This is a genomic window from Psychromarinibacter sediminicola, from assembly GCF_029168335.1.
Classification (GTDB): domain Bacteria; phylum Pseudomonadota; class Alphaproteobacteria; order Rhodobacterales; family Rhodobacteraceae; genus Psychromarinibacter; species Psychromarinibacter sediminicola.
The window spans coordinates 1-24096 of the sequence record NZ_JARGYC010000002.1; the positions used below are offsets into that span (position 1 = coordinate 1).

Annotated in this window: 21 protein-coding genes; 13 read left to right on the top strand and 8 right to left on the bottom strand. The window is 70.8% G+C overall.

Annotation, left to right across the window (positions count from 1 at the left end; translation table 11 throughout):
* Window positions 1–156: 156 nt before the first annotated feature.
* Window positions 157–1410 carry a tyrosine--tRNA ligase gene (gene tyrS, locus P1J78_RS00935; protein ID WP_275565561.1) on the bottom strand — a complete coding sequence of 418 codons (1254 nt, stop codon included), beginning with the start codon at window positions 1408–1410 and terminating at the stop codon, window positions 157–159.
* An 82-nt stretch (window positions 1411–1492) separates the two neighbouring features.
* Between tyrS and P1J78_RS00940 the strand changes: the two genes are divergently transcribed.
* A complete protein-coding gene (locus P1J78_RS00940; protein WP_275565434.1) occupies window positions 1493–2596 on the top strand; it encodes an anhydro-N-acetylmuramic acid kinase in 1104 nt (367 codons plus the stop codon).
* A gap of 156 nt (window positions 2597–2752) precedes the next feature.
* Here P1J78_RS00940 and P1J78_RS00945 read toward each other — a convergent pair whose 3' ends face one another.
* Complete coding sequence (locus P1J78_RS00945) at window positions 2753–4834, bottom strand: lytic transglycosylase domain-containing protein (protein WP_275565435.1); 2082 nt, start codon at window positions 4832–4834, stop codon at window positions 2753–2755.
* Between the two features lie 176 nt (window positions 4835–5010).
* Here P1J78_RS00945 and dapA point away from each other — a divergent pair, with 176 nt between their 5' ends.
* Window positions 5011–5889: a 4-hydroxy-tetrahydrodipicolinate synthase gene (gene dapA, locus P1J78_RS00950; protein ID WP_275565436.1), complete on the top strand. Its 879-nt coding sequence runs from the start codon at window positions 5011–5013 to the stop codon at window positions 5887–5889.
* A gap of 76 nt (window positions 5890–5965) precedes the next feature.
* Here dapA and P1J78_RS00955 read toward each other — a convergent pair whose 3' ends face one another.
* Window positions 5966–6409, bottom strand: coding sequence for an ion channel (locus tag P1J78_RS00955; protein WP_275565437.1), 444 nt, complete (start codon window positions 6407–6409; stop codon window positions 5966–5968).
* Between the two features lie 97 nt (window positions 6410–6506).
* On the opposite strand from P1J78_RS00955, the gene smpB reads away from it, so the two are divergent.
* Window positions 6507–6983, top strand: coding sequence for an SsrA-binding protein SmpB (gene smpB / locus P1J78_RS00960; protein WP_275565438.1), 477 nt, complete (start codon window positions 6507–6509; stop codon window positions 6981–6983).
* Between the two features lie 10 nt (window positions 6984–6993).
* Here the strand turns inward: smpB and P1J78_RS00965 are convergent, their stop codons facing one another.
* From P1J78_RS00965 to P1J78_RS00985, 5 genes are read right to left on the bottom strand one after another with little or no spacing between them, the layout of a single operon-like run.
* Window positions 6994–8166: a CaiB/BaiF CoA transferase family protein gene (locus P1J78_RS00965; protein WP_275565439.1), complete on the bottom strand. Its 1173-nt coding sequence runs from the start codon at window positions 8164–8166 to the stop codon at window positions 6994–6996.
* Window positions 8163–9401 (bottom strand): MFS transporter, encoded by a 1239-nt coding sequence (locus P1J78_RS00970; protein ID WP_275565440.1) that lies wholly within the window; start codon window positions 9399–9401, stop codon window positions 8163–8165. The genes P1J78_RS00965 and P1J78_RS00970 overlap by 4 nt, the downstream gene beginning before the upstream one ends.
* Window positions 9398–10669 carry a 2-hydroxyacyl-CoA dehydratase family protein gene (locus tag P1J78_RS00975; protein WP_275565441.1) on the bottom strand — a complete coding sequence of 424 codons (1272 nt, stop codon included), beginning with the start codon at window positions 10667–10669 and terminating at the stop codon, window positions 9398–9400. The genes P1J78_RS00970 and P1J78_RS00975 overlap by 4 nt, the downstream gene beginning before the upstream one ends.
* Entirely contained in the window at window positions 10666–11781 is a 1116-nt protein-coding gene (locus tag P1J78_RS00980) for a 2-hydroxyacyl-CoA dehydratase family protein (protein ID WP_275565442.1), read from the bottom strand. The genes P1J78_RS00975 and P1J78_RS00980 overlap by 4 nt, the downstream gene beginning before the upstream one ends.
* Window positions 11781–12941 carry a CaiB/BaiF CoA transferase family protein gene (locus tag P1J78_RS00985; RefSeq protein WP_275565443.1) on the bottom strand — a complete coding sequence of 387 codons (1161 nt, stop codon included), beginning with the start codon at window positions 12939–12941 and terminating at the stop codon, window positions 11781–11783. Before P1J78_RS00985 ends, P1J78_RS00980 begins: the two co-directional genes overlap by 1 nt.
* A 126-nt stretch (window positions 12942–13067) precedes the next feature.
* On the opposite strand from P1J78_RS00985, the gene P1J78_RS00990 reads away from it, so the two are divergent.
* The 10 genes from P1J78_RS00990 to P1J78_RS01035 all read left to right on the top strand — a co-directional run bounded on the left by P1J78_RS00990 (window position 13068) and on the right by P1J78_RS01035 (window position 24015).
* Entirely contained in the window at window positions 13068–13880 is an 813-nt protein-coding gene (locus tag P1J78_RS00990; protein ID WP_275565444.1) for an IclR family transcriptional regulator, read from the top strand.
* Window positions 13877–15103, top strand: a complete 1227-nt coding sequence (locus P1J78_RS00995) for a CaiB/BaiF CoA transferase family protein (RefSeq protein ID WP_275565445.1) — start codon at window positions 13877–13879, stop codon at window positions 15101–15103. Before P1J78_RS00990 ends, P1J78_RS00995 begins: the two co-directional genes overlap by 4 nt.
* Entirely contained in the window at window positions 15100–16302 is a 1203-nt protein-coding gene (locus P1J78_RS01000) for a CaiB/BaiF CoA transferase family protein (protein WP_275565446.1), read from the top strand. The genes P1J78_RS00995 and P1J78_RS01000 overlap by 4 nt, the downstream gene beginning before the upstream one ends.
* Window positions 16302–17396: a CaiB/BaiF CoA transferase family protein gene (locus P1J78_RS01005; protein ID WP_275565447.1), complete on the top strand. Its 1095-nt coding sequence runs from the start codon at window positions 16302–16304 to the stop codon at window positions 17394–17396. The genes P1J78_RS01000 and P1J78_RS01005 overlap by 1 nt, the downstream gene beginning before the upstream one ends.
* On the top strand, window positions 17393–18523 hold the full coding sequence (locus P1J78_RS01010; protein ID WP_275565448.1) for a 2-hydroxyacyl-CoA dehydratase subunit D: 1131 nt from the start codon (window positions 17393–17395) through the stop codon (window positions 18521–18523). Before P1J78_RS01005 ends, P1J78_RS01010 begins: the two co-directional genes overlap by 4 nt.
* Entirely contained in the window at window positions 18520–19845 is a 1326-nt protein-coding gene (locus P1J78_RS01015) for a 2-hydroxyacyl-CoA dehydratase family protein (RefSeq protein ID WP_275565449.1), read from the top strand. The genes P1J78_RS01010 and P1J78_RS01015 overlap by 4 nt, the downstream gene beginning before the upstream one ends.
* Before the next feature lie 82 nt (window positions 19846–19927).
* Complete coding sequence (gene dctP, locus P1J78_RS01020; protein WP_275565450.1) at window positions 19928–20968, top strand: TRAP transporter substrate-binding protein DctP; 1041 nt, start codon at window positions 19928–19930, stop codon at window positions 20966–20968.
* 70 nt (window positions 20969–21038) lie between these two features.
* Window positions 21039–21563: a TRAP transporter small permease gene (locus P1J78_RS01025; protein ID WP_275565451.1), complete on the top strand. Its 525-nt coding sequence runs from the start codon at window positions 21039–21041 to the stop codon at window positions 21561–21563.
* A 1-nt stretch (window position 21564) separates the two neighbouring features.
* Window positions 21565–22863: a TRAP transporter large permease gene (locus P1J78_RS01030; protein ID WP_275565452.1), complete on the top strand. Its 1299-nt coding sequence runs from the start codon at window positions 21565–21567 to the stop codon at window positions 22861–22863.
* A 6-nt stretch (window positions 22864–22869) separates the two neighbouring features.
* Window positions 22870–24015 carry a CaiB/BaiF CoA transferase family protein gene (locus P1J78_RS01035; protein WP_275565453.1) on the top strand — a complete coding sequence of 382 codons (1146 nt, stop codon included), beginning with the start codon at window positions 22870–22872 and terminating at the stop codon, window positions 24013–24015.
* Window positions 24016–24096: the final 81 nt, after the last annotated feature.

Consider the following 24096-nt stretch of genomic DNA (forward strand, 5'->3'; position numbering starts at 1 on the left):
GTGCTGACATGAAACATCCTCCTGAACAGGATGAATCACAAACAGTCCCACAAGGGAATCCCCCGCGACTCAGGGTTGCCCCGAAATGCTCTAGACCCGTTTTCTTTGAAAGAAGACGGGCCGGAATATTCGCAATAGTCCGGCGCCCAGGGCCGCCTACTCGACCAGCGTCACCAGCGCGTGCCGCTTCCTGCCCGCCGACAGCTTCACCGGCTGCGCCAGCGCCGCGGCGTCCAGCATCAGCCCGGCATCGGTCAGCGGCGCATCGTCCAGCCGCGCGCCGTTATCCGCGATCAGCCGCTTGGCCTCCTTGCCCGACTTCGCCAGCCCCGACCGCACGATCAGCTGCACGACGGATATCCCGTCGCCCACCTCCTCGGCCGACAGCGCCAGCGTCGGCAGGTCGTCGCCCACGCCGCCCTTCTCGAACACCTCGCGCGCCGTCGCCTCCGCGGCCTCCGCCGCCGCACGGCCGTGGCACAGCGCGGTCACCTCGTTGGCCAGGATCACCTTCGCCGCGTTGATTTCGGAGCCCGACAGCGCGCCCAGCCGCTCGCATTCCGCCACCGGCAGCTCGGTATAGAGCTTGGCGAACCGCCCCACATCGGCATCCGTGGTGTTCCGCCAGAACTGCCAGAACTCGTAAGGGCTCAGCATGTCGGCGTTCAGCCACATCGCGCCGCCCGCGCTCTTGCCCATCTTGCGCCCGTCCGAGGTGGTCAGCAGCGGCGTCGTCGCGCCGAAGATCTCCTGGTCCAGCACCCGCCGCGTCAGGTCGATCCCGTTGACGATGTTGCCCCACTGGTCCGACCCGCCCATCTGCAGCCGGCAGCCATAGCGCCGGTTCAGCTCCAGGAAGTCGTAGGCCTGCAGGATCATGTAGTTGAATTCCAGAAACGACAGCGACTGCTCGCGGTCCAGCCGCGACTTCACCGACTCGAAGGACAGCATCCGGTTGATCGAGAAGTGCCGCCCGATGTCGCGCAGAAATTCCAGGTAGTTCAGGTCGTCCAGCCACTCCGCGTTGTTCAGCATCAGCGCGTCGGACGGCCCGTCGCCATAGGTCAGGTACTTGGCAAAGACCTGGCGGATCCCCTCGATATTGGCGTCGATCGCCTCGGGCGTCATCAGGCTGCGCTCGGTGTCGCGCCCCGAAGGATCGCCCACTTTCGTCGTCCCGCCGCCCATCAGCGTGATCGGCTTGTGGCCGCATTTCTGGTACCAGCGCAGCAGCATGATGTTCAGCAGATGCCCCACATGCAGCGAATGCGCCGTCGCGTCATAGCCGATATAGGCGGGCACGACCCCCGCCATCAGCGCGTCGTCCAGGCCCTGGAGGTCGGTGCAATCGGCAAGGAAGCCCCGCTCGATCATCACCCCCAGAAACTCCGATTTCGGGTGGTAGGTCATCGCGTTTCGGTCCATCGTGGATGTCGTGCGGCGCCGGGTATAACCGCGGCGCCGGTGAAGGGGAAGGCATGAAGAACGGGTCATGAAGATCGTGGGACCGGTCTGGACCCTCGGCACGATGTCGGGCACCTCGCTGGACGGGGTCGATGCCGCCATGGTCCTGACCGACGGCGAACGCATCGTCGAGATCGGCGAAGGCGGCTACCGCCCCTATTCCGAGGCCGAGCGCGAGGTGCTACGCGCCGCCCTCGGGTGCTGGCCGGGCGAGCCGGGCGTCGACGCGGCCGCCGAAGTGGTCGAGACGGCCCATGCCGAGTTGATGGCGCGGTTCCCCGAGGCCGCGCTCGTCGCCTTCCACGGCCAGACCCTGGCCCACGACCCCCGCGGCCGCGGCACCCACCAGGCCGGCAACGGCGCCCTGCTGGCCGAGGCGCTGGGCAAGCCGGTGGTCTGGGACTTCCGCTCCTCCGACGTGGAACTGGGCGGCGAGGGCGCGCCGCTGGCGCCGTTCTACCATTTCGCCGCCGCCCGCTTCATCGGCGCCGACGCGCCCTTGGCCTTTCTCAACCTCGGCGGGGTTGGCAACCTGACCTGGCTCGACCCGGCGCAGCCGGGGCCCGACATCCCCGGCGCCTGCCTCGCCTTCGACACCGGCCCCGCCAACGCACCGCTGAACGACCTGATGCTGGCCCGCCGCGGTGCGTCCCATGACGAGGGCGGCGCGCTGGCCGCCTCCGGCACGCCCGAGGCGCGCATCGTCGCCCGCTTCCTCGACCATGCCTATTTCCTGCGCATCCCGCCCAAGTCGCTGGACCGCAACGCCTTTCCCGACCTGGTCCCACAGGTCCGCGACCTGCCGGACGCCGATGCCGCCGCCACGCTCGTGGCCTGCGCCACCGCCGCCGTCGCGCGCGGGATGGAACATTGCCCGTCGCCGCCGGCCCGCCTCCTCGTCACCGGCGGCGGCCGATTCAACGGCGCGATGATGGCCGGCCTCGCCGCCGCCCTGCCCTGCCCGGTCGAGCCGGTGGAGGCCGCCGGTCTCGACGGCGACCTCCTGGAGGCGCAGGCCTTCGCCTACCTCGCCACCCGTGTCCTGCGCGGCCTGCCCACGACCGCCCCCGGCACCACCGGCGTCGCCGCCCCGGTCGGCGGCGGCCGCGTCAGCCACCCGTCGACCGCCTGACCCGCGCGCCGGCGGCCGAACCATCGCACCACCCCAGGGCTTCTTCTCGTTCCAAATACGCAAATCCGCCCGCACCACCCCACGATGCCCCGTCCCCTCTCGCGCCGCGCCTGCGGGGCCGCGGGTGGGCGGCGGGGCGGCCCCGTAGGCGCGGCGCTACCGGGCCGTCAGAAGCTCCGTCAGCCCCACCGCGCCGACCTCGCCGGTCAGCCGCGCGCGGTAGACCGGCACGCTCTCGGTGACCCGCATCACATAGTTCCGCGTCTCGCGGAACGGGATATGCTCCACCCAGTCCACCGGATCGGTCCCCGGATCGCGCGGGTCGCCGTACAGCTCGACCCAACGCCGCGGCCGCCCCGGCCCGGCATTGTACCCAGCCGAAACCAGCGCATAGTTCGGCCCGAATTCCTCGATCAGATCCGCCAGATAGGCGCTCCCCAGGGTCGCGTTATACACCGCATCCGTGGTCAGCGCCCCCAGCCGATAGGCCAGTCCCAGCTGCCCCGAGACCAGCCGCGCGGTCCCCGGCATCAGCTGCATCAGCCCGCGCGCGCCCGCCGGGCTGACGGCGGCGACGTTGAACTCGCTCTCGCGCCGCGCGACGGCCAGCGCCAGCGCCTCCTCGACCGGCAGGTCGACGCCCAGATCCTGCAGCGGGAAATAGGCGCGGATCGGCACCGCCCCCTCGCGCACGATCTGCTTGGACACCCGGACCGCGACGAACGGGTCGCCCAGCGACAGCGCGAACTCGCCCAGCGCCTCCAGCTCCTCGACCGGCGTGCTCTCGGCCAGATGCGACAGGAAGCGCACCGTCTCCCACCGCTCGCCCGCGTCGAACCACAGCACCGCCGCCGCGAAGACCGAGGAGTCCACGAACCCCGCCTCGCGCCAGTCCGGCGGCTCCGCGCGCCCGGTCAGCGCGGGGTCGAGCGGCACGCCCGCCTTCTCCGCGGATAACTGCCCGTAAAAGGCTGTCTGATGCACCGCGCCGCGCTGCCAGGCCGCCATCGCCGCCTCGGCATCGCCCATCGCCGCCAGCGCGCGGCCCTCCCAGTAATGCCCGCGGCTCAGGCTGATCGGCGTGTCGACCACCGCCGTGTGCCGCCGGAAATGCGCCAGCGCCGTTTCCGGATCGTCCAGGTAGGTCAGCGCCAGGTAGCCCGCCAGCCATTCCAGATCGGCATAGGGGTAGAAGTCGTCCGTCTTCTCGATGTGGTGGTTCGCGGCCAGGTCGTAGGCTCGCTGCCCGTTCCCTGCGCGCATCTCCTGCCGCGCCAGAACCCGGCGCCATTCGGCCCATTCCTGCGGCCGGCCCAGCCGCTCGGCGCTGGTGCTCTGCGAGATGATCAGGTCGGCCGCCTCGTCGCGGCGCCGCTTCTCGATCCGCCAGATCATCCGGTCATAGGCCAGCCCGCCATGGTCGCGCAGCGCCTCCGGCACCGCCTCGATCGCCGCGTCGACGCCGGCCTCTTCGCGCTGCAGCGCGATACGCGCCTCGGCCAGCGCCTTCCGGCCCGCGTCGACCCGCGCCATCGCGCGGAGCACCCCGCTCCGGTCGCCGCGCCACAGCAGCAGGTCCAGCCGCGCCGCATGGGCCGGCGCGACCGTGTCGCCGTAGGCGTCCAGGATCGCCGCTTCCTCGGTCGCCCCCATCTCCAGCTCGCGCCAGGCGCGCAGCACGGTGGTCTCCGCGTCGTCGGTCCGTCCCGACGCCGCCAGCGCCTCGGCCAGGCGCAGCGCGCCGTGTCCGGTCTGCGGCGGCTGCGCCGCGAAATAGGCAAGCACGTCCGCCGGGGCGGCGCCTTCGGGAATCGACGACTCGCCGCGCCGGCGCAACAGCGCCAGCCCCGGCCAGTTCCCGTTCTCCGACAGGAATGCCAGATAGTCCGCGAACTCCCCGCGTCCCCGGCGCAGCCGCTGCCACTCCACGATATCCGCGGCCGCCGGGCCGCGCTGCTCGGCCAGCGCCGCCGCGATGTCCCAGTCGCCCCGCGCCGCGGCCGCCAGCGCGAGCCGCAACTCGTGGCCCTGCAACAGATCCTCCGGCCGCGGCGCCGGAACACGCGCGCTCGCCTCGACCGCCAGCTCGGTCGCCGGCGTCTCCGGCTCGGCGGAGGTGGAGGCCACGACCTCGCCCGTCCCCGGTCGCGGCGGCGGGCGCATGTTCTCCTGCGCGGCGGCCGGCGCCGCAACAAGTGTCAGCCCCGCCAGCGCGGCGATCAAACCTTTACGTCTCATGATTCACGGCCCTTGACGCAACCCGCACCAAAGGGTAGCGGGCCGCGGGCCCTTGTAAAACACACAAACTTGGCAACTGGCCGGACAACGCCTAGGGTCCGGACCATACCGCGCCCGACCATACCGCGCCCGGCCCGCGCGGGTGAGGAGGAGCCACGAGAAAAAGGATGCGCATCATGATCAAGGGGTCCATGCCCGCTCTGGTGACGCCGTACGCGAAGGACGGCTCGGTTGATCTGGATGCGCTCAAACGCCTCGTGGACTGGCAGATCGACCAGGGCAGCCACGGGCTGGTCCCCGTCGGCACCACGGGCGAAAGCCCGACCCTGTCGCACCAGGAACACGAGATGGTCGTGGAAGAGGTGGTGAAGGCCGCCGGCGGCCGCGTGCCGGTGATCGCCGGCGCCGGGTCGAACAACACCGACGAGGCGATCCGCTTCATGCGCCACGCCGAAAGCGTCGGCGCCGATGCCGCGCTGGTGGTCACGCCCTATTACAACAAGCCGACGCAGCGCGGGCTCTACGCCCATTTCAAGGCGCTGCACGACTGCTGCGACCTGCCGATCGTCATCTACAACATCCCCGGCCGCTCGGCGATCGACATGCTGCCCGACACGATGGGCGAACTGGCGAAGCTGCCGCGCATCATCGGGGTGAAGGACGCCACCGGCGACCTGGCGCGGGTGTCCTGGCAGCGGATCACCTGCGGCGCCGACTTCATCCAGATCTCGGGCGAGGACGCCACCGCCCACGGCTTCAACGCCCAGGGCGGCGTCGGCTGCATCTCGGTGACGGCGAACGTGGCGCCCAAGCTCTGCGCCGAGCTGCAGGAGGCCTGCCTGGCCAACGACTATGCCACGGCGCTGACCCTGCAGGACCGGCTGATGCCGCTGCACAAGGCGATCTTCACCGAGCCGGGGCTGTGCGGCGCCAAATACGGCCTGTCGGTGCTGGGCATGTGCGACGACAGCGTCCGCTCGCCGCTGACCGAGCTGGCCGACAGCACCAAGGCGATGGTGCGCGACGGCATGGTCCATGCCGGGCTGATCAACTGATAAGGCCGGCCTCCGGGCCGGCAGCCGACCAAAGCGCGGCCGGGTGGGGGCGCGTCGGCGCTCGCGCCGTCGCCGCTCACCCCAGCCGGTCGCGCCCCTCGGACTGGATGATCCGCACGCGGCGCAGCACCTCGACGAGGATCGCGCCCAGCAGGCCGATCATCAAAAGACCGTTCACCGCCGCCATCCCCGCCAGCAGACGCCAGTCCTGCGGCAGCAGGATGTCGCCGAAGCCCAGCGTGGTGAAGGCGACGATCGAGAAATAGACCGACGCCTCCAGCGTGATGAAGATCTCCAGCCACAGGAAGACGAAGGCCCAGACCCAGACCGCCACGGTCACGATCCCCAGCACGGCCACCACCGCCAGCCCCATCAGCGCGAGCAGCTTCGGCGCGTGCGGCCGGCGCACGAACCAGTAGCCGCGGCGGATCAACACCTGCTCCAGCCCCAGGAAGGCGAGCCCGGCCGCCAGCGTGGTGATCAGGATCAGGACGGTGCCGATGGCGATCTGCAGAACCATGGCGCCGCATGTTCCGCGCCCGCCCGGCGCGGTCAACCCGCCAAGACGTGTCGGGCCACTGGACAGATGCGGCCGATCCGCCTATTTCGTGGTCGCCATGGCCAAACCGAAGGACAACCCCAACTACAAGGTCGTCGCCGAGAACCGGCGCGCGCGCTTCGACTATGCCATCGAGGACGACCTGGAATGCGGCATCGTCCTGGAAGGCTCCGAGGTGAAGTCGCTGCGCGAGGGCCAGGCCAACATCGCCGAGAGCTATGCGGCGGTGGAGGACGGCGAGCTGTGGCTGGTGAACGGCTATATCGCGCCCTACAAGCAGGCAAAGACCTTCGGCCACGACGAGCGGCGCAAGCGCAAGCTGCTGGTGTCGAAGAAGGAACTGGCGCGGCTGTGGTCCGAGACCCAGCGCAAGGGGCTGACGCTGGTGCCGCTGGTGCTGTACTTCAACCATCGCGGCATCGCCAAGCTGAAGATCGGCATCGCCAAGGGCAAGAAGATCGCCGACAAGCGCGAGACGGCGGCCAAGCGCGACTGGAACCGGCAAAAGCAGCGGCTGCTGAAGGAGCACGGCTGACGCCCGGCCGCTAGCCGAAGACCCCCTCCGCCTCCAGCTCCGCGATCTCCGCCTCGGTCATGCCGGCCGCACCTAGGACGGCGTCGCGGTCGGTGCCCGGCAGCACGGCCGCCCGGTCCGTCCCGTCCCGCGCGAGGCCCGGCCCGAGCGGCAGGGACAATTGCCGGATCGCCTCGCCCCCGGCCGCGACCTCGCGCACCATGCCGCGGGCCCGGTTGTGCGGATCCTCGAAGGCTTCGGCCACGCTCAGGACGGGGGCGAACTGCGTCCCCGCCTCGGCCAGCACCGTTTCCCACTCGGCCCGGGTGCGGGTCCGGAACAGCGCCGCGATCTCCTCGGCGATCCCGTCGCGCGCCGCCGGGTCGATCTGCAGCGGCACCCAGTCGGGCCGCCCCGCGAGCCGGCAGAACCGCTCCCAATAGGCGGGCTCCATGTCCGAGGTGGCGATGAACCCGCCGTCCTTGGTCTCCCAGATGCCGCAATCCACCCGGCGCTTCCCCCGCGCCGGAATGTCGTCGGGGTCCGGGTGCCGCGCGATCACGTTGGCGTTCAGGCACATCGCCGTATCCGACATCGCGATGTCCAGGTGCCGGCCCGTGCCCGTCCGCGCGCGCTCTGCCAGCGCCGCCGTCACCGCGAGCGCCGCGTTGGTCCCGGTCAGCACGTCCGCCGCGGCCAGGCCCAGCGACGACGGCCGCTCCGCCCGGTCCCCCGCCCGGCTCATCGCGCCGGAGACCGCCAGTGCCAGCGGGTCGTGCCCCGCCCGCTCGCGATACGGCCCGGTCTGGCCGCATAGCGTGATCGAACAGGTGACGAGCCGCGGGTTCACCTCGGCCAGATCGTCATGCCCCAGCCCCAGCCGCGCCAGAACGCCGGGCCGGTAATCCTCGACCACAACGTCCATGCCGGCCACCAGCCGCCGCACGACCTCGCGCGCCCGCGCATGCCCGATATCCAGCCGCAAGGACTGCTTGTTCCGCGCCAGCATGTCCTGCGCCCGCATCCGCGCGCGGCCGACGGCATCCAGCCTGTCCCAGCCGAACACCTTCGCCTGCTTGGCAATCTCGCGCGGGTTCTCGATGCGGGTCACCTGCGCCCCCATCTCGGACAGCAGCCAGGTGCAGTAGGGGCCGGGCAGAAGGCGGGAGAAGTCGAGGATCTTCAGGTCGGGATAGGCAGTCATCGCGGCCTCGGTATGGCGAATTGCAGGGCGATGCCGGCGGCGAACAGGAAGGCGCCGAACCCGGCGATGGCCAGCGCGTAAGTGCCGGTCGTGTCGTGGACCCAGCCGGCGACGATGGGGCCGGCCATGGTGCCGGGGACCTGCAGGAACATGAAGCTTCCCTGGATCGCCCCCATGCTCGCCTGGCCGAACTGCGCCACGGCGATCATCAGGATCATCACCGTGGGCACGCCCGTCGCCACCCCCTTGGCCAGCATCATCGTCAGCACGGTGCCGTCGCTGCGCAGGACCGCGTCGGCGAACAGCGTCAGGCTGAGCGCGACCAGCACCGCCCCCAGCACGCGCGGCAGGGCGAAGGGTGGCAGCCGGTCGGAATAGAACCCGGTGAGCAGCCGCGCCGGGATCGACAGCAGGATCAACAGCCCCACGACCCCGCCGGCCCCGGCCACGGTCCAGCCGCGGTCGGTCAGCATCGGGATGGCATGCACCGAGACGCCCGCGATGGTGCCGGCGGTGGACATGTAGGCGAAGGCGATGACCCAGTAGCCCCGCGTCCGCATCGCGTCGCGCAGGGTCATCGAAGGCTCCGGCGCGGCGCCCCCGGCGCGCGTCGCCGCACCCGTCTCGAACAGCAGAAGCGGCAGCGGCAGGGTGCAGAGCAGCAGCACCGCCCAGACCGAACAGGCGCTGCGCCAGCCGAAGCTGGTGATCAGCCAGACGATGACGGGAAGCTGCGCCGTGGTCACCAGCGCGACGATCGTGAACCGGATCGCCAGGGCGACGCCGCGGCCGCTGGTGGCATGGGCGACGACCGTCCGGTCCATCGCCACGGTGAAGGCAAAGGCCGTGCCGGCCGACACGACGACGCCCCAGGACAGGTAGAGCCCCAGCGGCCCGGTCACCAGCGCCGTCAGAAAAAGCCCCAGGGCGATCACCAGCGTCCCCGCGACCACCACCACGCGCGCGCCGAAGCGGTCGACCGAATGCCCCGCCGCCAGCGACGTGGCCCCGCCCACCAGCCGGCCCAGCGAGATGGCCGAGGACACGCCCGCGCGGCTCATCTCCAGCTCTGCCGCGATGGGTTTCAGCAGGGCCGACACCGCCACCTGCACGAAACCGTGCCCCATGCCGGTCAGCAGCCCCGAGCTGCCGACGACGGCCCATTTCCGGCGCGCGCTACGCGAGGCGTCGTCGGTGGCGCCGGTCAGCCAGCCGAACCGGGGCGCGTCACTCACGCGGCGACCCGCTCTTCGATGAAGGCGGCCACCCGCGCCCGCTGCGCGTCGTCGTCCCATTGCCGGGCGTCGACGGCCGAGGCGCGGATTTCCAGCACCGGAATCCCCGCCGCCTCCAGCGCCAGCTTGCAGAACCTGGTGCCCATCGAGGCCATGCGGTCGCTGTCGGGCGTCAGCATCACCGCCCCGTGCGCGCCGAAGTCGCGCGCCTGCTTGACGATCCATTCGGCCATCCAGCCCGGCAGGTGCAGCTGCTCGTTCATCGAGATGTGCCGGGCCGCCAGCGCGCGCAGCGGATCGTCGGTGAAATACTTGCGGTAGCCGTCCGAGAGGAAGTTGGAATACATCGACCAGACGAACACGGCGCCGTGGCTCTCCTCGAAATAGCGGTAGAAGCCGGTGTTGAACCACAGCCCGTTGTTCAGCCACAGAAGCCGCACCCGCTCGTCGCCGCAGATACCGACGCCCGCCTCGGCCCGCGCCTTCACCTCGTCGCGGTACTTGGTGGCATGGTCGATGGCCCACTGGCTGCCGCGCTGCCAGGTGCAGGCCATGACGTTGGTCAGCTGTTCCGACAGCGGCACCGGCAGCGGCGCCGTGCGGGCGATGATGTCGCGGGTCTCGGCGATCAGCTCGCCCAGGCGGTTCACGTTGTGCATCTCCCGGGTGAACCGGGTGTGGGAGAAGACCTTGCCCGTCGCATCCTCGGCGGCGCGGATCAGGGCCTTGAGCTGCTCGACCTGGAAATCCAGCCGATGCGTTTCGTACAGGTCCTCCCAGTCGTGCTGCGCCCGGTCGAACCAGCCGGGCCGAAGGCGGGTCAGCGCCGGACTGTCGAGGACGAAGGCGGGACAGCCATATTCGCCGGCCCAGAGCTCCGCCACCCGCTGTGCATAGTCCGACCGCAGCCGTTCCAGGATCATCGCCGGCTTCGGCAGGCCGCCATAGGGCGCGCGCTCGGGGTCGTTGTCGACGGTGGAGAAGTAGGGCAGCGTGTTGTAGCGCGGCAGGCCGTCGTGAAAGCCCATCTCGTCCATCAGCGAGAAGTAGTAGGGCGACTGCTGCTTGGCGCTGATGACGGCGGAATACCACGGGATCGAGACGACGGGCACGTCCATCGTGTGAAAGATCTCGTGCGGGCTGACGGCGGAGGCGATGACATATGTCTCGCCCTGCTCCATCACCCGGGCGCGGAAGCCCTGGAACCACGCCTTCTGTTTCGCGCGGGCCTCGGCCGTGACGGCGAGCGGCTCTTCGGCGACACTCATGCCGCGCCCTCCCTGGCGTCCTGCAGCAAAGCCGCGAGCGCCGATGTCTGCGCCGCGCGGTCCGGGCGGAAGTCGTCCTGCGCGATCAGCAGGCGCGAGGGAATTCCCATCTCGCGCAGCCGGTCGCGGCGCCCGGGCCAGTCCCAGCCCAGCGTATCGTCGCCCGCGTTCAGCACGCAGAGGTCGGCGTCGACCCGCGCGTCTCGGCAGATGGCGAGGAAACGGTCGTCCAGGGTCTTCTGCGGGTATTGCCGCAGACCCGGGGCGTGAAGCTGGTAATGCTCGGCCAAGGCGTCGTACGGATCGGCCGCCGGGTCCACGAGATGGGCGAAGACACGCTCGCCGGTCACATGGTCGTCGGCGGCGACATGGACGCCCTCGGCCTCGATCAGCTCGTAGAGCGACGGATCGTCCTGCTGGCAGCCCGACAGCATGAGACGGGGCGCGTCGCCGGCCTTCGGGCCGGGATCGGCGGCAAGCGCCTCGGTCAGCGACAGGAACTCGCCGGGCGACAGCGCGCCGAACAGGGCCGTGGCGCGGTAGAGGTCGCTGCCCTTCAACCGGCTCTCGCGGCGCAAGGCGTTCAGGGCCTGGAGGCGCTCGCGCATCCGGTTGACCGTGTGGATCGCCGCGCGTAGCGCGTCCTCCGTGACGGGCTCACCGATCCCGCCGAGGCGATCGGCCAGTTCCACCAGCCGGGCGCGGACATAGCGGCCGGTGGACCAGAAGGCGGTCTGCATGATGTCCACCAACTGCACCGGCGGGATGTCGGCCTCCGGCTCCCATGTCCGGACCTCGGCCAGGTAATAATGCAGCTGCAGATGCGGCTCGGACATACGCGGCAGCAGCACCAGCGGCAGGCCCGCGAAGGCACCCGCGACCATGCGGTCGAAGAGCGAGCGCACCTCGCCGTCGATCTCCGCCTCCATGTAGCGGTCGCCGCGGGTCGGCGGGCGCGAGGGGTCGGGAAACAGGCGGACGGGGCGCAGGCCGGCGGCGAGGACCAGTTCCAGCGGCACCGTCTGGGTGATGCAGCCGATGCAGGCGCCACGCTCGGCGGGCAGGTCGAAACGGGCGGCATAGGCCGCGTGCAGGTCGTCGCGCGCCGCCATCAAATCGCGCCCGCGCCGCGCATCCGGGCGATGGCGTCGGCGTCATAGCCCAGCTCCGCCAGCACCTCGTCGGTCGAGGCCCCGAGCGCCGGCGTCGGGCCGCGCACGCCGGTCGGCGAGCCGTCCAGCCGGAAGGCGGCGCCGACGGCCTCGATCTCGCCCGTCTCGGTGCCGAAGGTCTCGGTCAGGCCGCGCTGTTGCGCGTGCTCGGTCGCGGCGAATTCGGTGAAGCTCCGGCAGGCGCCCGCGGGGATGCCCTCGGCGACCAGCAGCGCCTCCCAGTCCAGCGCCGTCTTCGCGGCGAGCTTCTCCTCCAGCGCCGCGACGAGCGCCTCCGCGTTCGCCTCGCGCGCCTCGTGGTCGGCAAAGCGCGGATCCTCCGGCAAGTCCGGCGCGTCGATCAGCCGACAGAGCCGGTCGAACCAGCGCGGGTGCAGCGAGGCGATGAAGATGCGCCCCTCCTTCGTGCGATAGCGTGCCATCGTGGGGCGGCGGCCCAGGCTGACCGGCCCGCCCAGCAGGGCCGCGGCGATGGCGTTGGCGCCCAGCAGGAAGGCGGTGTCGATCATCGCCACGTCGATCCGCCCGCCCTCGCCGGTCTGGGTCCGCCGGTACAGCGCGGCGACGATGGCCGAGAACGCCATGAAGCCGGTGCCGGGGTCCAGCATCCCGATGCCGAGATCCATCGCGTCGTCATTGTCGGACAGATAGGCGTCGGCGATGCCCGACACCGACTGCGCCGACCACTCGATGGCGGGCATGTCGCGCATCGGGCCGGACTGTCCGAAGCCGGAAATCGAACAGTAGATCAGCCGCGGATTGGCGGCCTTCATCGCCTCCCAGTCCAGCCCGAACGCGGCGGCGACGCCGGGGCGGAAGTTCTCCACCACCACATCCGCCTCCGCCATCATCCGCGCCAGGACCGCCCGCGCCTCGGCCGACTTCAGGTTCAGCGTCACCGACTTCTTGCCGCCGTTGATGCAGTCGAACCGCCCGAAGGGACGCGCGCGGAAATCGTCGCCGCGGCCCGGCGGCTCGACCTTGATCACCTCGGCGCCGTGGCAATGGAGCTGATGGGTGCAGAGCGGCCCGGCCAGCGCGTGGGTCAGGTCCACGACCCGGACGCCATGCAGCAGCGCGGTGGACGCGGCATCGAACATTCTCTCCTCCCCGGCTCTCGGCCATTTCGGCTCGTCGATTGACAGGAGATTAATCGCCGCCTACGCTTTGTTGCAAGAGATAAGACGTTGTTTCATAGAATGAAACACACGACAGGGAGGAGCCGCATGGACGGCAGCGACCGCACCGGCGACGGGCCGGCCTACAAGGTCAACGTGCTCGACCGGGCGATCTCGGTTCTGCAGGCGTTCAGCGTGGGCGCGCCGCACATGACGCTGGCGCAGCTGTCGCGCGCCACCGGGCTGCACCGCTCGACCGTGCTGCGGCTGCTGTCGACGCTGGCGCATTCCGGGCTGGTGATCCGCGACGACGAGACAGGTCAGTACTCGCTGGGCTACGAGCTGATCGCGATGGCCGAGGTGGCGAAGGCCGGCAGCGGCATCGCCGACTGGGCGCGCCCGGTGATGAAGGAGATCCGCGACCGCCTGAACGAGACCGTGGCGCTGTCGGTCCGGTCGGGCGACTACCGGGTGGACATCGACCAGCTGGTGGCGAACCAGCCGATCCGCCGGGTCATCGCGATGGGAGAGCACAAGCTGCTGACCTTCGGCGCCCCGTCGCTGGCGATCATGTCCGCCCTGCCCGAGGCGGAGGCCGAGGCGATCGTCGAACGGCTGATGCCGAAGACGCGCGAGGCGTTTCCCGACTTCGACATCGGCGCGTTCCGCGCCCAGCTGCAGAAGGTCCGCGAGCGCGGCTATCACGAGCAGCATTTCCAGTTCGGTCCGGGCAGCTGGTCCGGCTCGGTCGGGTTCGCCGGCCCGGTCTTCGGGCGGCGCGGCGAGGTCGTGGCGGCGATGGGCGTGTCGGTCCCGTCGGGCCGGATGAACGACGAATTGCGCGCCCGAGCCATTGCCGAGGTGGTCGAGGGCTGCGCCGCCATCGGCGCGCGGCTGGGCCGCGGGGGCTCGGCCGCATGAACCGCGCGCAGCCCGAGACGCAGGCAAAGGCGCCGGGGGCGCTGGCCGGCGTGCGGGTCTGCGATTTCTCCTGGGTCGGTGCCGGGCCGCGGGCCACCAAGGAACTGGCCGACCATGGCGCCGAGGTCATCAAGATCGAATCGCGCGCCCGGCTGGACCCGTCGCGCCGCATACCGCCCTTCGTGAACGGCGACGGGCCCGACAACAGCGCCTTCTTCGTGATGTCGAACACTTCGAAGAAGTCGGTCACGATCAACCTCTCCGAACCGCGCGGGGTGGAGATCGCCAAGCGCCTCGCGCTGGCCTCGGACATGGTGGTGGAGAATTTCGGGCACGGCTTCCTCGACCGGCTGGGCCTGGGCTGGGAGACGCTGTCGGCGGAGCGGCCCGACCTGGTGATGGTGTCGATCTCGATCGCCGGGCGGACCGGGCCGCTGGCCGCCTATCGGGGGTTCGGGAACTCCGCCGCCGCGACGTCGGGCCAGTCCTTCGTGACGGGGTTCCCGGGCGGGCCGCCGCATCTGACGAACTATGCCTTCGGCGACGTGGCCACGCCGCTTTTCGGGGCCGTCGCCATGGTCGCGGCGCTGGACCACCGGCGCCGGACCGGCAAGGGGCTGTTCGTCGACTGCTGCCAGCTGGAATCGATGATGCAGCTTCTGTCGCCGGCGCTGCTGGCGGAGGCGGCGGGCCTCAAGCAGGGCGCGATCGGCAACCGCGAGACCTGGTGCGCGCCGAACGGGGTGTTTCCCTGCGCGGGCGACGACGCATGGGTCGCCGTGTCGATCCGGACGGACGCAGAGTGGCAGGCCTTCCTGGACCTGGCCGGGCTGGACACGGACCCGGCGCTCGCGACGGTGGCGGGCCGGCTGGCCGCGCCGGAGCGGGCGGAGACCCTGGTGGCCGACTGGACCCGGCAGCGCAGCCGCGACGCGGCGGAGACGGCTCTGCTGGCCGCCGGCATCCCCGCCGGGCGGGTGCAGGACGGCCGGGAGGTCAGCGAGGATCCGCAGCTCGAACATCGCCACATCGCCGACCGGATCGAACATCCCGCGATGGGACAGGTGCGCCATGTCGCGCCGGCGTTCCGGATGTCGCGGACCCCGTCGCGGGTAGGCGCTGCGCCGCTGCTCGGGGCCGATACCGGGGACGTCCTGCGCCATGTGCTCGGCCTGACCCGGGACGATATAGAGACGCTTCAGGCCGACGGGGTGCTGCAATGAGCCTGCTCGGCCCGATCCGCGTGCTGGAGCTGGGCGGCGACTGGAGCGGCCTTGCGGGCATGCTGCTGGCGCAGATGGGGGCCGAGGTGATCCGGGTCGAGCCGCCGGGCGGCGAGCCGGCGCGGACGCGCGCGCCGGTCGCCCATGGCGTGTCGCTGCCCTGGGCGGCGTTCAACCTGTCGAAGCAGGCCGTCACGGCGGACCTTGCGCAGCCGGACGGGCGCGCGCTGTTCCTGGAGCTTCTGGCCGGCGCCGACGTCGTGCTGGAGAGCTTCCCGCCGCGGCATCTCGCAGCGCTGGACCTGGCGCCGCAGGCCCTGATCGCACGGCATCCCGGGCTGATCGTCACCTCGCTGACGGCGTTCGGCCAGGACGGCCCGCGCGCCGGCAACGCGGCGACGGACACGACGGTGATGGCACTGTCGGGGCTGATGGCGGTGACCGGCTTCGCCGAGATGCCGCCGCTGCGGCTTGGCTTCGACCAGATCGGCTCGCTGGGCGGGCTGCAGGCGGCGCTGGGCACGCTGATAGCGCTCTATGCCCGGGGCGCCGACGGGCTGGGGCAGCACGTGGACGTCTCGGTGCTGGACGCCGCGCGGCTGGCCAACTACCGCGAACCGCTACGCTGGGAGTTCGAGCAGGCGGTGGAAACCCGCCGCGGCAACACGGCGCGGCGCGGGCGGGGCGGCTTCACCTCCAACGTCTGGCGCTGCCGCGACGGCTGGGTGACGTGGTCGGCCAGCGACGACCCCAGGCGGGCGCGGTCGTTCTTCGACGCAGCAAACGAAATGGGGATCGCGCTGGATTGGCGCGACCACGACTTCGCCCAGGAGCTGCCCGCCGACATGGACCAGGCCCGCCTCGACGCGCTGGAGGCGGCGGTCGCGCCGTTCTTCGAGCTCTATACGCGGGCGGAACTGGAAGAGATGGCGCGCGAGAAGGGGTGGATCCTGATCGGATTCCTCGACCTGTCGGAGGCCGCCGCACAGCCGCAACTGGCGGCGCGCGGCTACTGGACCGAGGCGCGCTTCGGAGACGCCACGCTGCCGATCCCGGCCTACCCGTTCAAGACCTCGGCGGAGCAGCCCGGCCCGACCGGCCCCGCCCCCGCGCCGGGGCAGGACAACGCGCGGGTCTATGGCGCGCTGGGCCGGTCCGCCGCGGATCTGGAACGGCTGCGGGCGGAGGGGGCGATCTGATGCCGCTCTCCGGTCTGACCGTGCTCGACCTCTCGCGCTACCTGCCCGGCCCGCAGGCGGCGGCGCTGCTGGGGGACTACGGGGCAAGGGTCATCCGGATCGAGACGCCGCGCCACGCCGCCGCGCGGGACCGGGCGCAAGGGATCGACGGGATGGACGCCGCGGCGCGCGACCGGGCGCGGGCCGCGGATGTCACCGGGCGGAACAAGGCGCAGGTTCTCGTCGACATCTTCTCGGGCGAGGGCCGGGCAGAGGTGCTGCGGCTGGTGCGCGGGGCGGATGTGCTGATCCACGACTACCGCGCGGCGACCATAGCGACGGCGGGGCTGACGCCGGAAACCTGCCGGGACGCGAACCCCCGGCTGGTCTATGCCGCGATCTCCGCCACCGGCACGACCGGGCCGCGCGCCGGTGCGGCGGGGCACGATCCGCTGGCGCTGGCCCTGTCCGGCGCGCTGTCGCGCATGGGCCCGGCGCCGCACCTTCCGGGGTTTCCGCCCGCCGACATGCTGACCGCGGCGCATACCGCCTTTGCCGTCATGGTCGCGCTGTGGCGGCGGGCCGAGACCGGGACGGGCGCCGTCCTGGACGCGGCGATGAGCGACTCGGCCCTGGCGCTGATGGCGTCGGTCTTCGGCCGGATGCAGCGGACCGGAGAGGCGCCGCCGCTGGACCATCCGATCGCCGACAACGCGGTGTTCGAAACGGCGGATGGCGGCCACGTGGTGGCCACCAACATGGAACGCGCCTTCTGGGACCGCTTCTGCGACGCGGTGGACCGGCCCGACCTGAAGCCACGATTCGCCGGCGGCGACCGGCCGGGGCTGCTGGCGGAGCTGAACCGTCTCTATGCCACCCGAACGCGGGCGGAATGGGAGGATCTGGCGGCGCTCCACGATCTCCAGATCGCGCCGGTGCTGTCGCCCGCCGAGGCCCTGCGCGAGCCGCATCACCATGCGCGCGGGGCGCTGACCGAGGGGCTCGCGGTGCTTCCCGGGCGCCCGGTGCGGATCGCGGGACTGCCGCCGGCCCGGCCGCGCCCCGCCGGCGAACCGGGACGGGACCAGGCGGTGCTGCGGGAGGCGGTGGAATGACCGCCTTCGCGCCCTTCGACGCGGCCTGGGCCGACCCCGGTGCCGAGGCGAGGGCGTGGGGCGCGGCCGTGGGGTATCTGGCCAATACGGTCCCCGTCGAGCTGATCCGCGCCGCCGGGTTTTTCGCACAGCAGGTGACCGGCTCCCCCGCCGACGCCACGCCCGACGCGCTGCACCACATGGAACCGGTGATCGACGGCGCCGTGCTGTCGGTGTTCCAGAGATGGCTCGACGGCCGGCTGAACCACCTCGCCGCGCTCGTCGTGCCGCGCTCGTCCGAGGGGCTTTTGCAGCTCTACTACCATATGCGGGAAATCGTCCGCACCGACGGGCTCGCCGGGCGGCCCGAGCCGATCCTGTTCGACATCCTGCATACGCCCCACGAGGCGACGGCGCGGTACAATGCCGGCCGGCTGGACCGCCTGAAAGCGCGGCTGGAGGCCCTGTCGGGGCGACCGATCGCCGACGCGGACGTGGCGACCGCGATCCACGAGGCGAACGGGGTGCGCCAGGCGCTCTCCGCGCTGAACGCGCTGCGGGTGCAGGACCGGCCGCGGCTGACGGGCACGCAGATGCTGCGGATCGCCCACGCCGCCACCGTCATGGCGCCGGGCCGGTTCCGCGCGGCTGCGGAGCAGGGTCTCGCGGCGACGCGGACCCTGCCGGAGCGCGACGGCCCCCGCCTGCTGCTGACCGGCAGCGGGCACGACGACGACGGCTTCCACCGGCTGGTGGAGGCCATGGGCGCCACGATCGCCGGCGACGATCACGCGAGCGGCGACTGGTGGTTTCTGGACCCGGTCGGCCCCGGCGACCCTATGCAGGCGCTGCTGCTGCACTACCACCGGCACGCGCCCTCGCCGCGCAGCTTCCCGCGCGAGAAAGGCGACCGTCGGCTGTTGCAGGCCGCCGAGCGGAGCCGGCCGGACGGCGCGATCTTCTTCACCGAAGCGCATGACGACACGCTGGGCTTCGACTATCCCACCCAGCGCGACCTGCTGCGAGAGCGCGGTATCCCGGTCATGTTCCTGAAGGAACAGAGCTATCGCCGGCCCGACCGCGCCGCACAGGCCGCGGCGGTGTCGCCGTTTCTGGCCGCCCTGCCGCAGCGGGAGGCCGCCCGATGACCGAACGCCCGCGCGACCTGCACGCCGACGACGCGCTCGCCTGCACGCGGGACGCGCGGGACTGGCGCCGGCGCTGGCTGTCGGACCTGCGGCAGCGGGTGTTCGACGAGGGCGAGCCCTATGTCATCGCCGACGGCGTGGCGCCGCACGAGATCTGCCACGCGATGGGCGTGCCGGTCGTGTCGGTGCCGTGGTACTCCGCCGTGATCTCGGCAAAGCGGCTGTCGGCAACCTATTTCGACTTTCTGGAGGATCAGGGCTACCACGCCGGGCTGCCCCGCTACGTCTCGCTGCCGCTGGCCTCCACCCTGCATGGCGACCCCGACGTCGCGCCCTATGGCGGCCTGCCGAAGCCGGCCTTCCTGATGGCGCGGCTCCGGGGCGATGCCGGGCAGCGGGTGATGGAACTGTGGGCGAAGGCGCTGGACTGCCCGCTCTACGTCATCGACGCCTCCTCGCCCGAGGCGCTGGACCCGCGGTGGTGGGAGCGGGGGCAGACCGACTGGGAGACGCTCTACGGCACCGAGCGGCTGGATTTCCAGGTGGCGCAGCTGGAGGGGCTGGTGACCTTCGCCGAGGCGCGCCTGGGCCGCCGCTTCGACCGGGACGTGTTCGCCCGGCAGATGCAGCGGGTCAACGAACTGGGCGAGGCCGCGGACGCGGCGAAACGGGTCCTGGCCGCGGCGCCGAAGCTGCCCGTCTCGGTGCCCGAGCAGCTGCAGAACATCATGACGCCCACATGGTTCCGCGGCGACCAATGGGCCACCGACCACGTCCGCCGCTACCGCGACGAGGTGCAGGCGCATGCGCAGGCGGGCGGCGCCGTCTGCGACGACGAGAACATCCGGCTTTTGTGGCTGAACAACGGGCTCTGGCACGACACCCAGTTCTACCGCGCCTTCGAGGAGAGCCACGGCGCGGTGTTCGTCTGGACGATGTACACGAACTTCCTGTCGGACGGCTATCGCAAGTACGGCGACGACCCGATGCGCGCGCTCGCGGCGCGGCACATCTCGATGAACGAACAGCTGCACACGAACCCGTGGATGGCCGACTGGATCCTGCAGATGGCCGAGGATTTCCGCGCCGACGGGGCGGTGATGCTGACCCCGGTGGGCGACCGGCTCCAGGCCTACGGCACCCGCGGCACGATCAACCGCTGCGAGGCGGCGGGGCTGCCGGTGGTCGAGCTGAAGGCCAGCATGGTCGACGCGCGCGGCTGGGACGGCGCCGCGGCGCGGGCGCGCGTGGCGGAGTTCATCGAGACCCGCGTGGCGCCGGGCGCCGCGCGGCGCAGGGCACGGGAATCCGGCGCGGGCTGATCCGCGCCGCAGCGAGGGAAGCCGGGAGGAGACGGCTTCCGACAAGAGCGCCGGCGCAGCCGGCCACAATAGGGAGGAAGACATGCCAATCCTTGAACTGACCCGCCGCGGCTTCGCGGCGCTGGCCCTGACGGCGGCGATGGGCACCGCCGCGAGCGCCGCCGACTACACGATCCGTTACGCCTCGCCCTACCCGCCGAACCACATCTTCTCGCAGGCCGATCAGGAATACTTCAAGAAGGTCGAAGAGGAATCCGGCGGCCGGGTGGCGTTTCAGCCCTACTGGGCCGGCACGCTGATCTCCGACCGCGAGGGGATGGACCAGCTGGCCTCGGGCGTGGCGGACATGGCCTTCATCGCGCCGATCTACAGCCGCACGGGCAAGGACATCACCAAGTCGATGTCCGGCTGGCTCGACCCGCGGCTGAACCCGGTGCAGAAGGTCGAGCTGTTCTGGCGCATCTGGGACAAGTACGAGGCGCTGCGCGACGAATACGACAGCATCCACCTGATCGCGGCCCATGCCGGCGACAACATGCACATCCAGACGGCGGACCGCGCGGTGCGGTCGGTGGCGGATCTGGACGGCCTGCGGCTGAAGGCCACCGGCGAATCCGTCACCGTGCTGAACGAGCTGGGGGCCGCGGCCGTGGCGATGCCGATGGGCGAGGTCTACGTCGCGCTGCAGAAGGGCATCCTCGACGGCACGGTCGCGCCCTATGAAACGCTGATCGGCTTCAAGTTCGCCGAGGTGATCAATTACTACACCACGATCCCGATGCCCCGGTCCGCCTATGGCTCGCGCGCGATGAACATCGACAGCTGGAACGCGCTGCCCGAGGACATCCAGGCGATCCTGACGGAGAACCGGATCTACTGGGCCGAACAGGTCGACAAGTTCGCCGCCGCGCAGGACGAGGAGGGCAAGGCCTACGGCATGGAGCAGGGCGTCGAGTTCATCGAACCCGACCAGGAGACGCTCGACGCCGTGCTGGCCGCGCAGAACAAGGTCTGGAGCGCGCGCGCCGAAGAGCTCGACGCCAAGGGCCTGCCGGGGACCGAGATCATGAACGACATGGCGAAATGGTCCAAGGAAATCCTCGCCGCCGACGGCGAAGGCTGAGCGCTGACGGCCCGGTCCCGCCGCGGGGCCGGGCCATTCGACGACACGGAACGGGGAAGGGAGTGCGGCCATGCACATGCTGCGCCGGCTGGCAGGATGGGTGTATCTGGGAACCCAGATCGTAGGGTCCATCGGGCTTCTGGGCCTGATGCTCGTGGTGGGCGGAACGGTGATCTACCGCTGGTTCGGCGGCACCTTCCAGGGCAGCTACGAGGTGGCCGAGACCTTCACGATCCTCACCATCACCATGGCGATCTTCATGGCCACGGTGCAGCAGGCGCATGTGGACGTGCGGCTGATCTACGACCGGTTCTCGCACGGGGTCCGGCGCGCGCTGCGCATCGTGCTGGGGCTGATGGCCGTGGCCTTCTGGGCCACCGTGACCTGGTCCGCCTATCGCATGGCGCTGTCGCTGACCGGGCGCGGCGAGATCACCGACGTCCTGCGCATCAACATCGTGCCCTTCCGCTGGGTGACGGTCGTCGGGCTTGGCGCCGTCACGCTGATGCTGGCCTGGTATACCTGGCGCTGGATCGCGGGCCACGCCACCGACGAGGCCGGCCACCACGGCGCCTCCGACCCGGAGGACCGCTGAGATGCTGTCGCCGGAGATCGCCGGCCTGATCGGCTTCATCATCCTGTTCGGGCTGATCGCGCTCAGGATGCCCATCGCCTTCGCCATGGGGATCGTGGGGTTCGGCGGCTTCTGGTACATGACCTCGTGGACGGCGGTGACCAACCGCATGGCCTCGGTCGTGTTCGAGCTTCTGTCCAACTTCACCTTCGGCGTGCTGCCGCTGTTCCTGCTGATGGCGCAGGTCACCTTCAAGTCGGGCATCGGCAAGGATCTCTACGATCTTGCCGCGCGCTGGCTGGGGCACCGGCCCGGCGGGCTGGCGATGGCGACGGTCTTCGGCTGTGCCGGCTTCGCCGCCGTCTCGGCCTCGTCCATCGCCACGGCGGCCACCTTCGGCCTCGTCGCGCTGCCCGAGATGAAGCGCTACAAGTACTCGCCCAAGCTCGCCACGGGCTGCATCGCGGCGGGCGGCACCATCGGCTCGCTGATCCCACCCTCGGGCATCCTGATCATCTACGGCATCCTGACCGAAAGCTCGATCGGCAAGCTGTTCCTGGCCGGGCTGATCCCCGGCATCCTGGAAGCCTTCGTCTATGTCATGGTCATCGCGCTGATGTGCTGGCGCGACCCCAAGCTGGGGCCGCCCGCGCCGAAGGCGTCGATGCGCGAGCGGTTGCGCGCCTTTCTGAAGGTGGGCGAGATCACGCTCCTGATCGTCCTGGTCCTCGGCGGGCTGATGATCGGCTGGTTCACCCCGACCGAGGCGGCGGCCATCGGCTCGGGCGGCGCGATCCTGATCACCGTGCTGCGCGGGCGGCTGTCCTGGCCGCAGTTCCGCGACGCCGTGGTCTCGACGCTGACCACCAGCGGGTTCATCTTCACGATCCTGATCATGGCGTTCATGCTGAACGGCTTCGTGGCGCTGACCAACATCCCCTACGCGATCACCGACTTCGTGCAGTCGCTGGCCTTCCCCGCCTGGGGCGTGGTGCTGGTGATCATGGTGATCTACTTCTTCCTGGGCATGGTGCTGGACACCGCGGGGATGATGGCGCTGACCGTGCCGATCTTCTTTCCCATCGTGCAGGCGCTGGGAGTCGACCCGATCTGGTTCGGCATTCTCGTGGTCCGCGCCATGGAGGTCGCGATGATCACGCCGCCCATTGGCATCACCGTCTACGTGATGTCGGGCATCGCGCCGGACGTGCCGCTGACGACGATCTTCAAGGGGATCATCCCCTTCGTCATCGCCGACCTGATCCATATCGCGCTGTTGTTCATGTTCCCGATGATCGTCCTGTTCCTGGTCACACTCTGAGGTCCCATGCCCCAACCGCTCGAAGGCATCCGCGTCGTCGATTTCACCCATGTCGTGGCGGGCCCGCTCGCCACCCACTTCCTGCGCCTCCTCGGCGCCGAGGTCGTCAAGGTCGAGACACCGCAGGGCGACCCGCTGCGGAACTACTCGCTGGTGCCGGAGGAGCGCGGCATGGCGCCGGCCTTCGTCGGGATCAACGCCGGGAAGAAATCGGTCGTGCTGGACCTGAAATCCGAGGACGGCCAGCGCGCGGCGCGGCGGCTGATCCGGTCGGCCGACATCGTGGTCGAGAACTTCCGCCCCGGCGTGATGGACCGGCTGGGCTTCGGGTTCGAGGCGGCGAAGGCGCTGAAGCCCGATATCCTCTATTGCTCGGTCTCCGGCTTCGGCCAGGTCAGCCCGCTGCGCGATCACCCGGCCATCGACCAGATCGTGCAGTCGATGTCGGGGCTGATGAACGTCTCGGGGCTGGAAGAGGACGGGCCGATCCGCATCGGCATCCCCATCGTCGACACGTTCTGCGGCGTACTGGCCGCGCTGGCGATGCTGGCCGCGGTGATCCAGCGCGACCGCTTCGGCGGCGAGGGCCGGATGATCGACGTGGCGATGCTGGACGCGACGATGGTGATGATGCTTTCGGTGGTGAACCCGTTCCTGCTGAACGGCACGCCCTACGAGCGCTGCGGCAATCGCGGCTTTTCCCGCGCCCCGACCGCCGACACCTTTTCCTGCGCCGAGGGGCAGATCACCATCGGCGCGGTGCAGGACAACCAGGTGCGCCGGCTGTTCGAGGCGCTGGGCCGGCCCGATCTGTCGGACGACCCGCGCTTCGCCGACCGCGACTCGCGCATGGCGCATGACGAGGTGCTCCAGGCCGAGATCCGCGACGCGCTCGCCGCCCGCCCCGCCGCGGAATGGGGGACGATTCTGGCCGCCGCCGGGGTGCCGGCGGGCGAGGTTCTGTATTTCGGCGACGTGCTCGACCGCGGATGGGTCGACGAGCGCGACTTGTTCCTGTCGATCCCGTTCGGCGGGGGCCAGGCGCAGGTGCTGAACGCCGGCTTCCGGTTCGACGCCGCCGGTCCCGGCCACGACCGCCCCGCACCGAAGCTGGGCGCGGACACGGATGCGGTCCTGTCCGCGACCCCCTGACCCGATGTGCGGTTCTCCGCCGATGCCGTAGCGCGGCGCGGCAGGCGGTCGCTCCCGCCCGGAACAGTTCTCCCGACTGCG

Bases quoted from the DNA above. Each gene is read 5' to 3' on its own strand.
- P1J78_RS01005 (WP_275565447.1), top strand. From the start codon at position 16,302: ATGCCGCTCTCCGGTCTGACCGTGCTCGACCTCTCGCGCTACCTGCCC.
- dapA (WP_275565436.1), top strand. From the start codon at position 5,011: ATGATCAAGGGGTCCATGCCCGCTCTGGTGACGCCGTACGCGAAGGAC.
- P1J78_RS00980 (WP_275565442.1), bottom strand. From the start codon at position 11,781: ATGGCGGCGCGCGACGACCTGCACGCGGCCTATGCCGCCCGTTTCGAC.
- P1J78_RS00990 (WP_275565444.1), top strand. From the start codon at position 13,068: ATGGACGGCAGCGACCGCACCGGCGACGGGCCGGCCTACAAGGTCAAC.
- P1J78_RS01010 (WP_275565448.1), top strand. From the start codon at position 17,393: ATGACCGCCTTCGCGCCCTTCGACGCGGCCTGGGCCGACCCCGGTGCC.
- P1J78_RS01030 (WP_275565452.1), top strand. From the start codon at position 21,565: ATGCTGTCGCCGGAGATCGCCGGCCTGATCGGCTTCATCATCCTGTTC.
- P1J78_RS00985 (WP_275565443.1), bottom strand. From the start codon at position 12,941: ATGTTCGATGCCGCGTCCACCGCGCTGCTGCATGGCGTCCGGGTCGTG.
- smpB (WP_275565438.1), top strand. From the start codon at position 6,507: ATGGCCAAACCGAAGGACAACCCCAACTACAAGGTCGTCGCCGAGAAC.
- dctP (WP_275565450.1), top strand. From the start codon at position 19,928: ATGCCAATCCTTGAACTGACCCGCCGCGGCTTCGCGGCGCTGGCCCTG.
- P1J78_RS00940 (WP_275565434.1), top strand. From the start codon at position 1,493: ATGAAGATCGTGGGACCGGTCTGGACCCTCGGCACGATGTCGGGCACC.
- P1J78_RS00945 (WP_275565435.1), bottom strand. From the start codon at position 4,834: ATGAGACGTAAAGGTTTGATCGCCGCGCTGGCGGGGCTGACACTTGTT.
- P1J78_RS01015 (WP_275565449.1), top strand. From the start codon at position 18,520: ATGACCGAACGCCCGCGCGACCTGCACGCCGACGACGCGCTCGCCTGC.
- P1J78_RS00955 (WP_275565437.1), bottom strand. From the start codon at position 6,409: ATGGTTCTGCAGATCGCCATCGGCACCGTCCTGATCCTGATCACCACG.
- P1J78_RS00965 (WP_275565439.1), bottom strand. From the start codon at position 8,166: ATGACTGCCTATCCCGACCTGAAGATCCTCGACTTCTCCCGCCTTCTG.
- P1J78_RS01025 (WP_275565451.1), top strand. From the start codon at position 21,039: ATGCACATGCTGCGCCGGCTGGCAGGATGGGTGTATCTGGGAACCCAG.
- P1J78_RS00975 (WP_275565441.1), bottom strand. From the start codon at position 10,669: ATGAGTGTCGCCGAAGAGCCGCTCGCCGTCACGGCCGAGGCCCGCGCG.
- P1J78_RS01035 (WP_275565453.1), top strand. From the start codon at position 22,870: ATGCCCCAACCGCTCGAAGGCATCCGCGTCGTCGATTTCACCCATGTC.
- P1J78_RS01000 (WP_275565446.1), top strand. From the start codon at position 15,100: ATGAGCCTGCTCGGCCCGATCCGCGTGCTGGAGCTGGGCGGCGACTGG.
- tyrS (WP_275565561.1), bottom strand. From the start codon at position 1,410: ATGACCTACCACCCGAAATCGGAGTTTCTGGGGGTGATGATCGAGCGG.
- P1J78_RS00995 (WP_275565445.1), top strand. From the start codon at position 13,877: ATGAACCGCGCGCAGCCCGAGACGCAGGCAAAGGCGCCGGGGGCGCTG.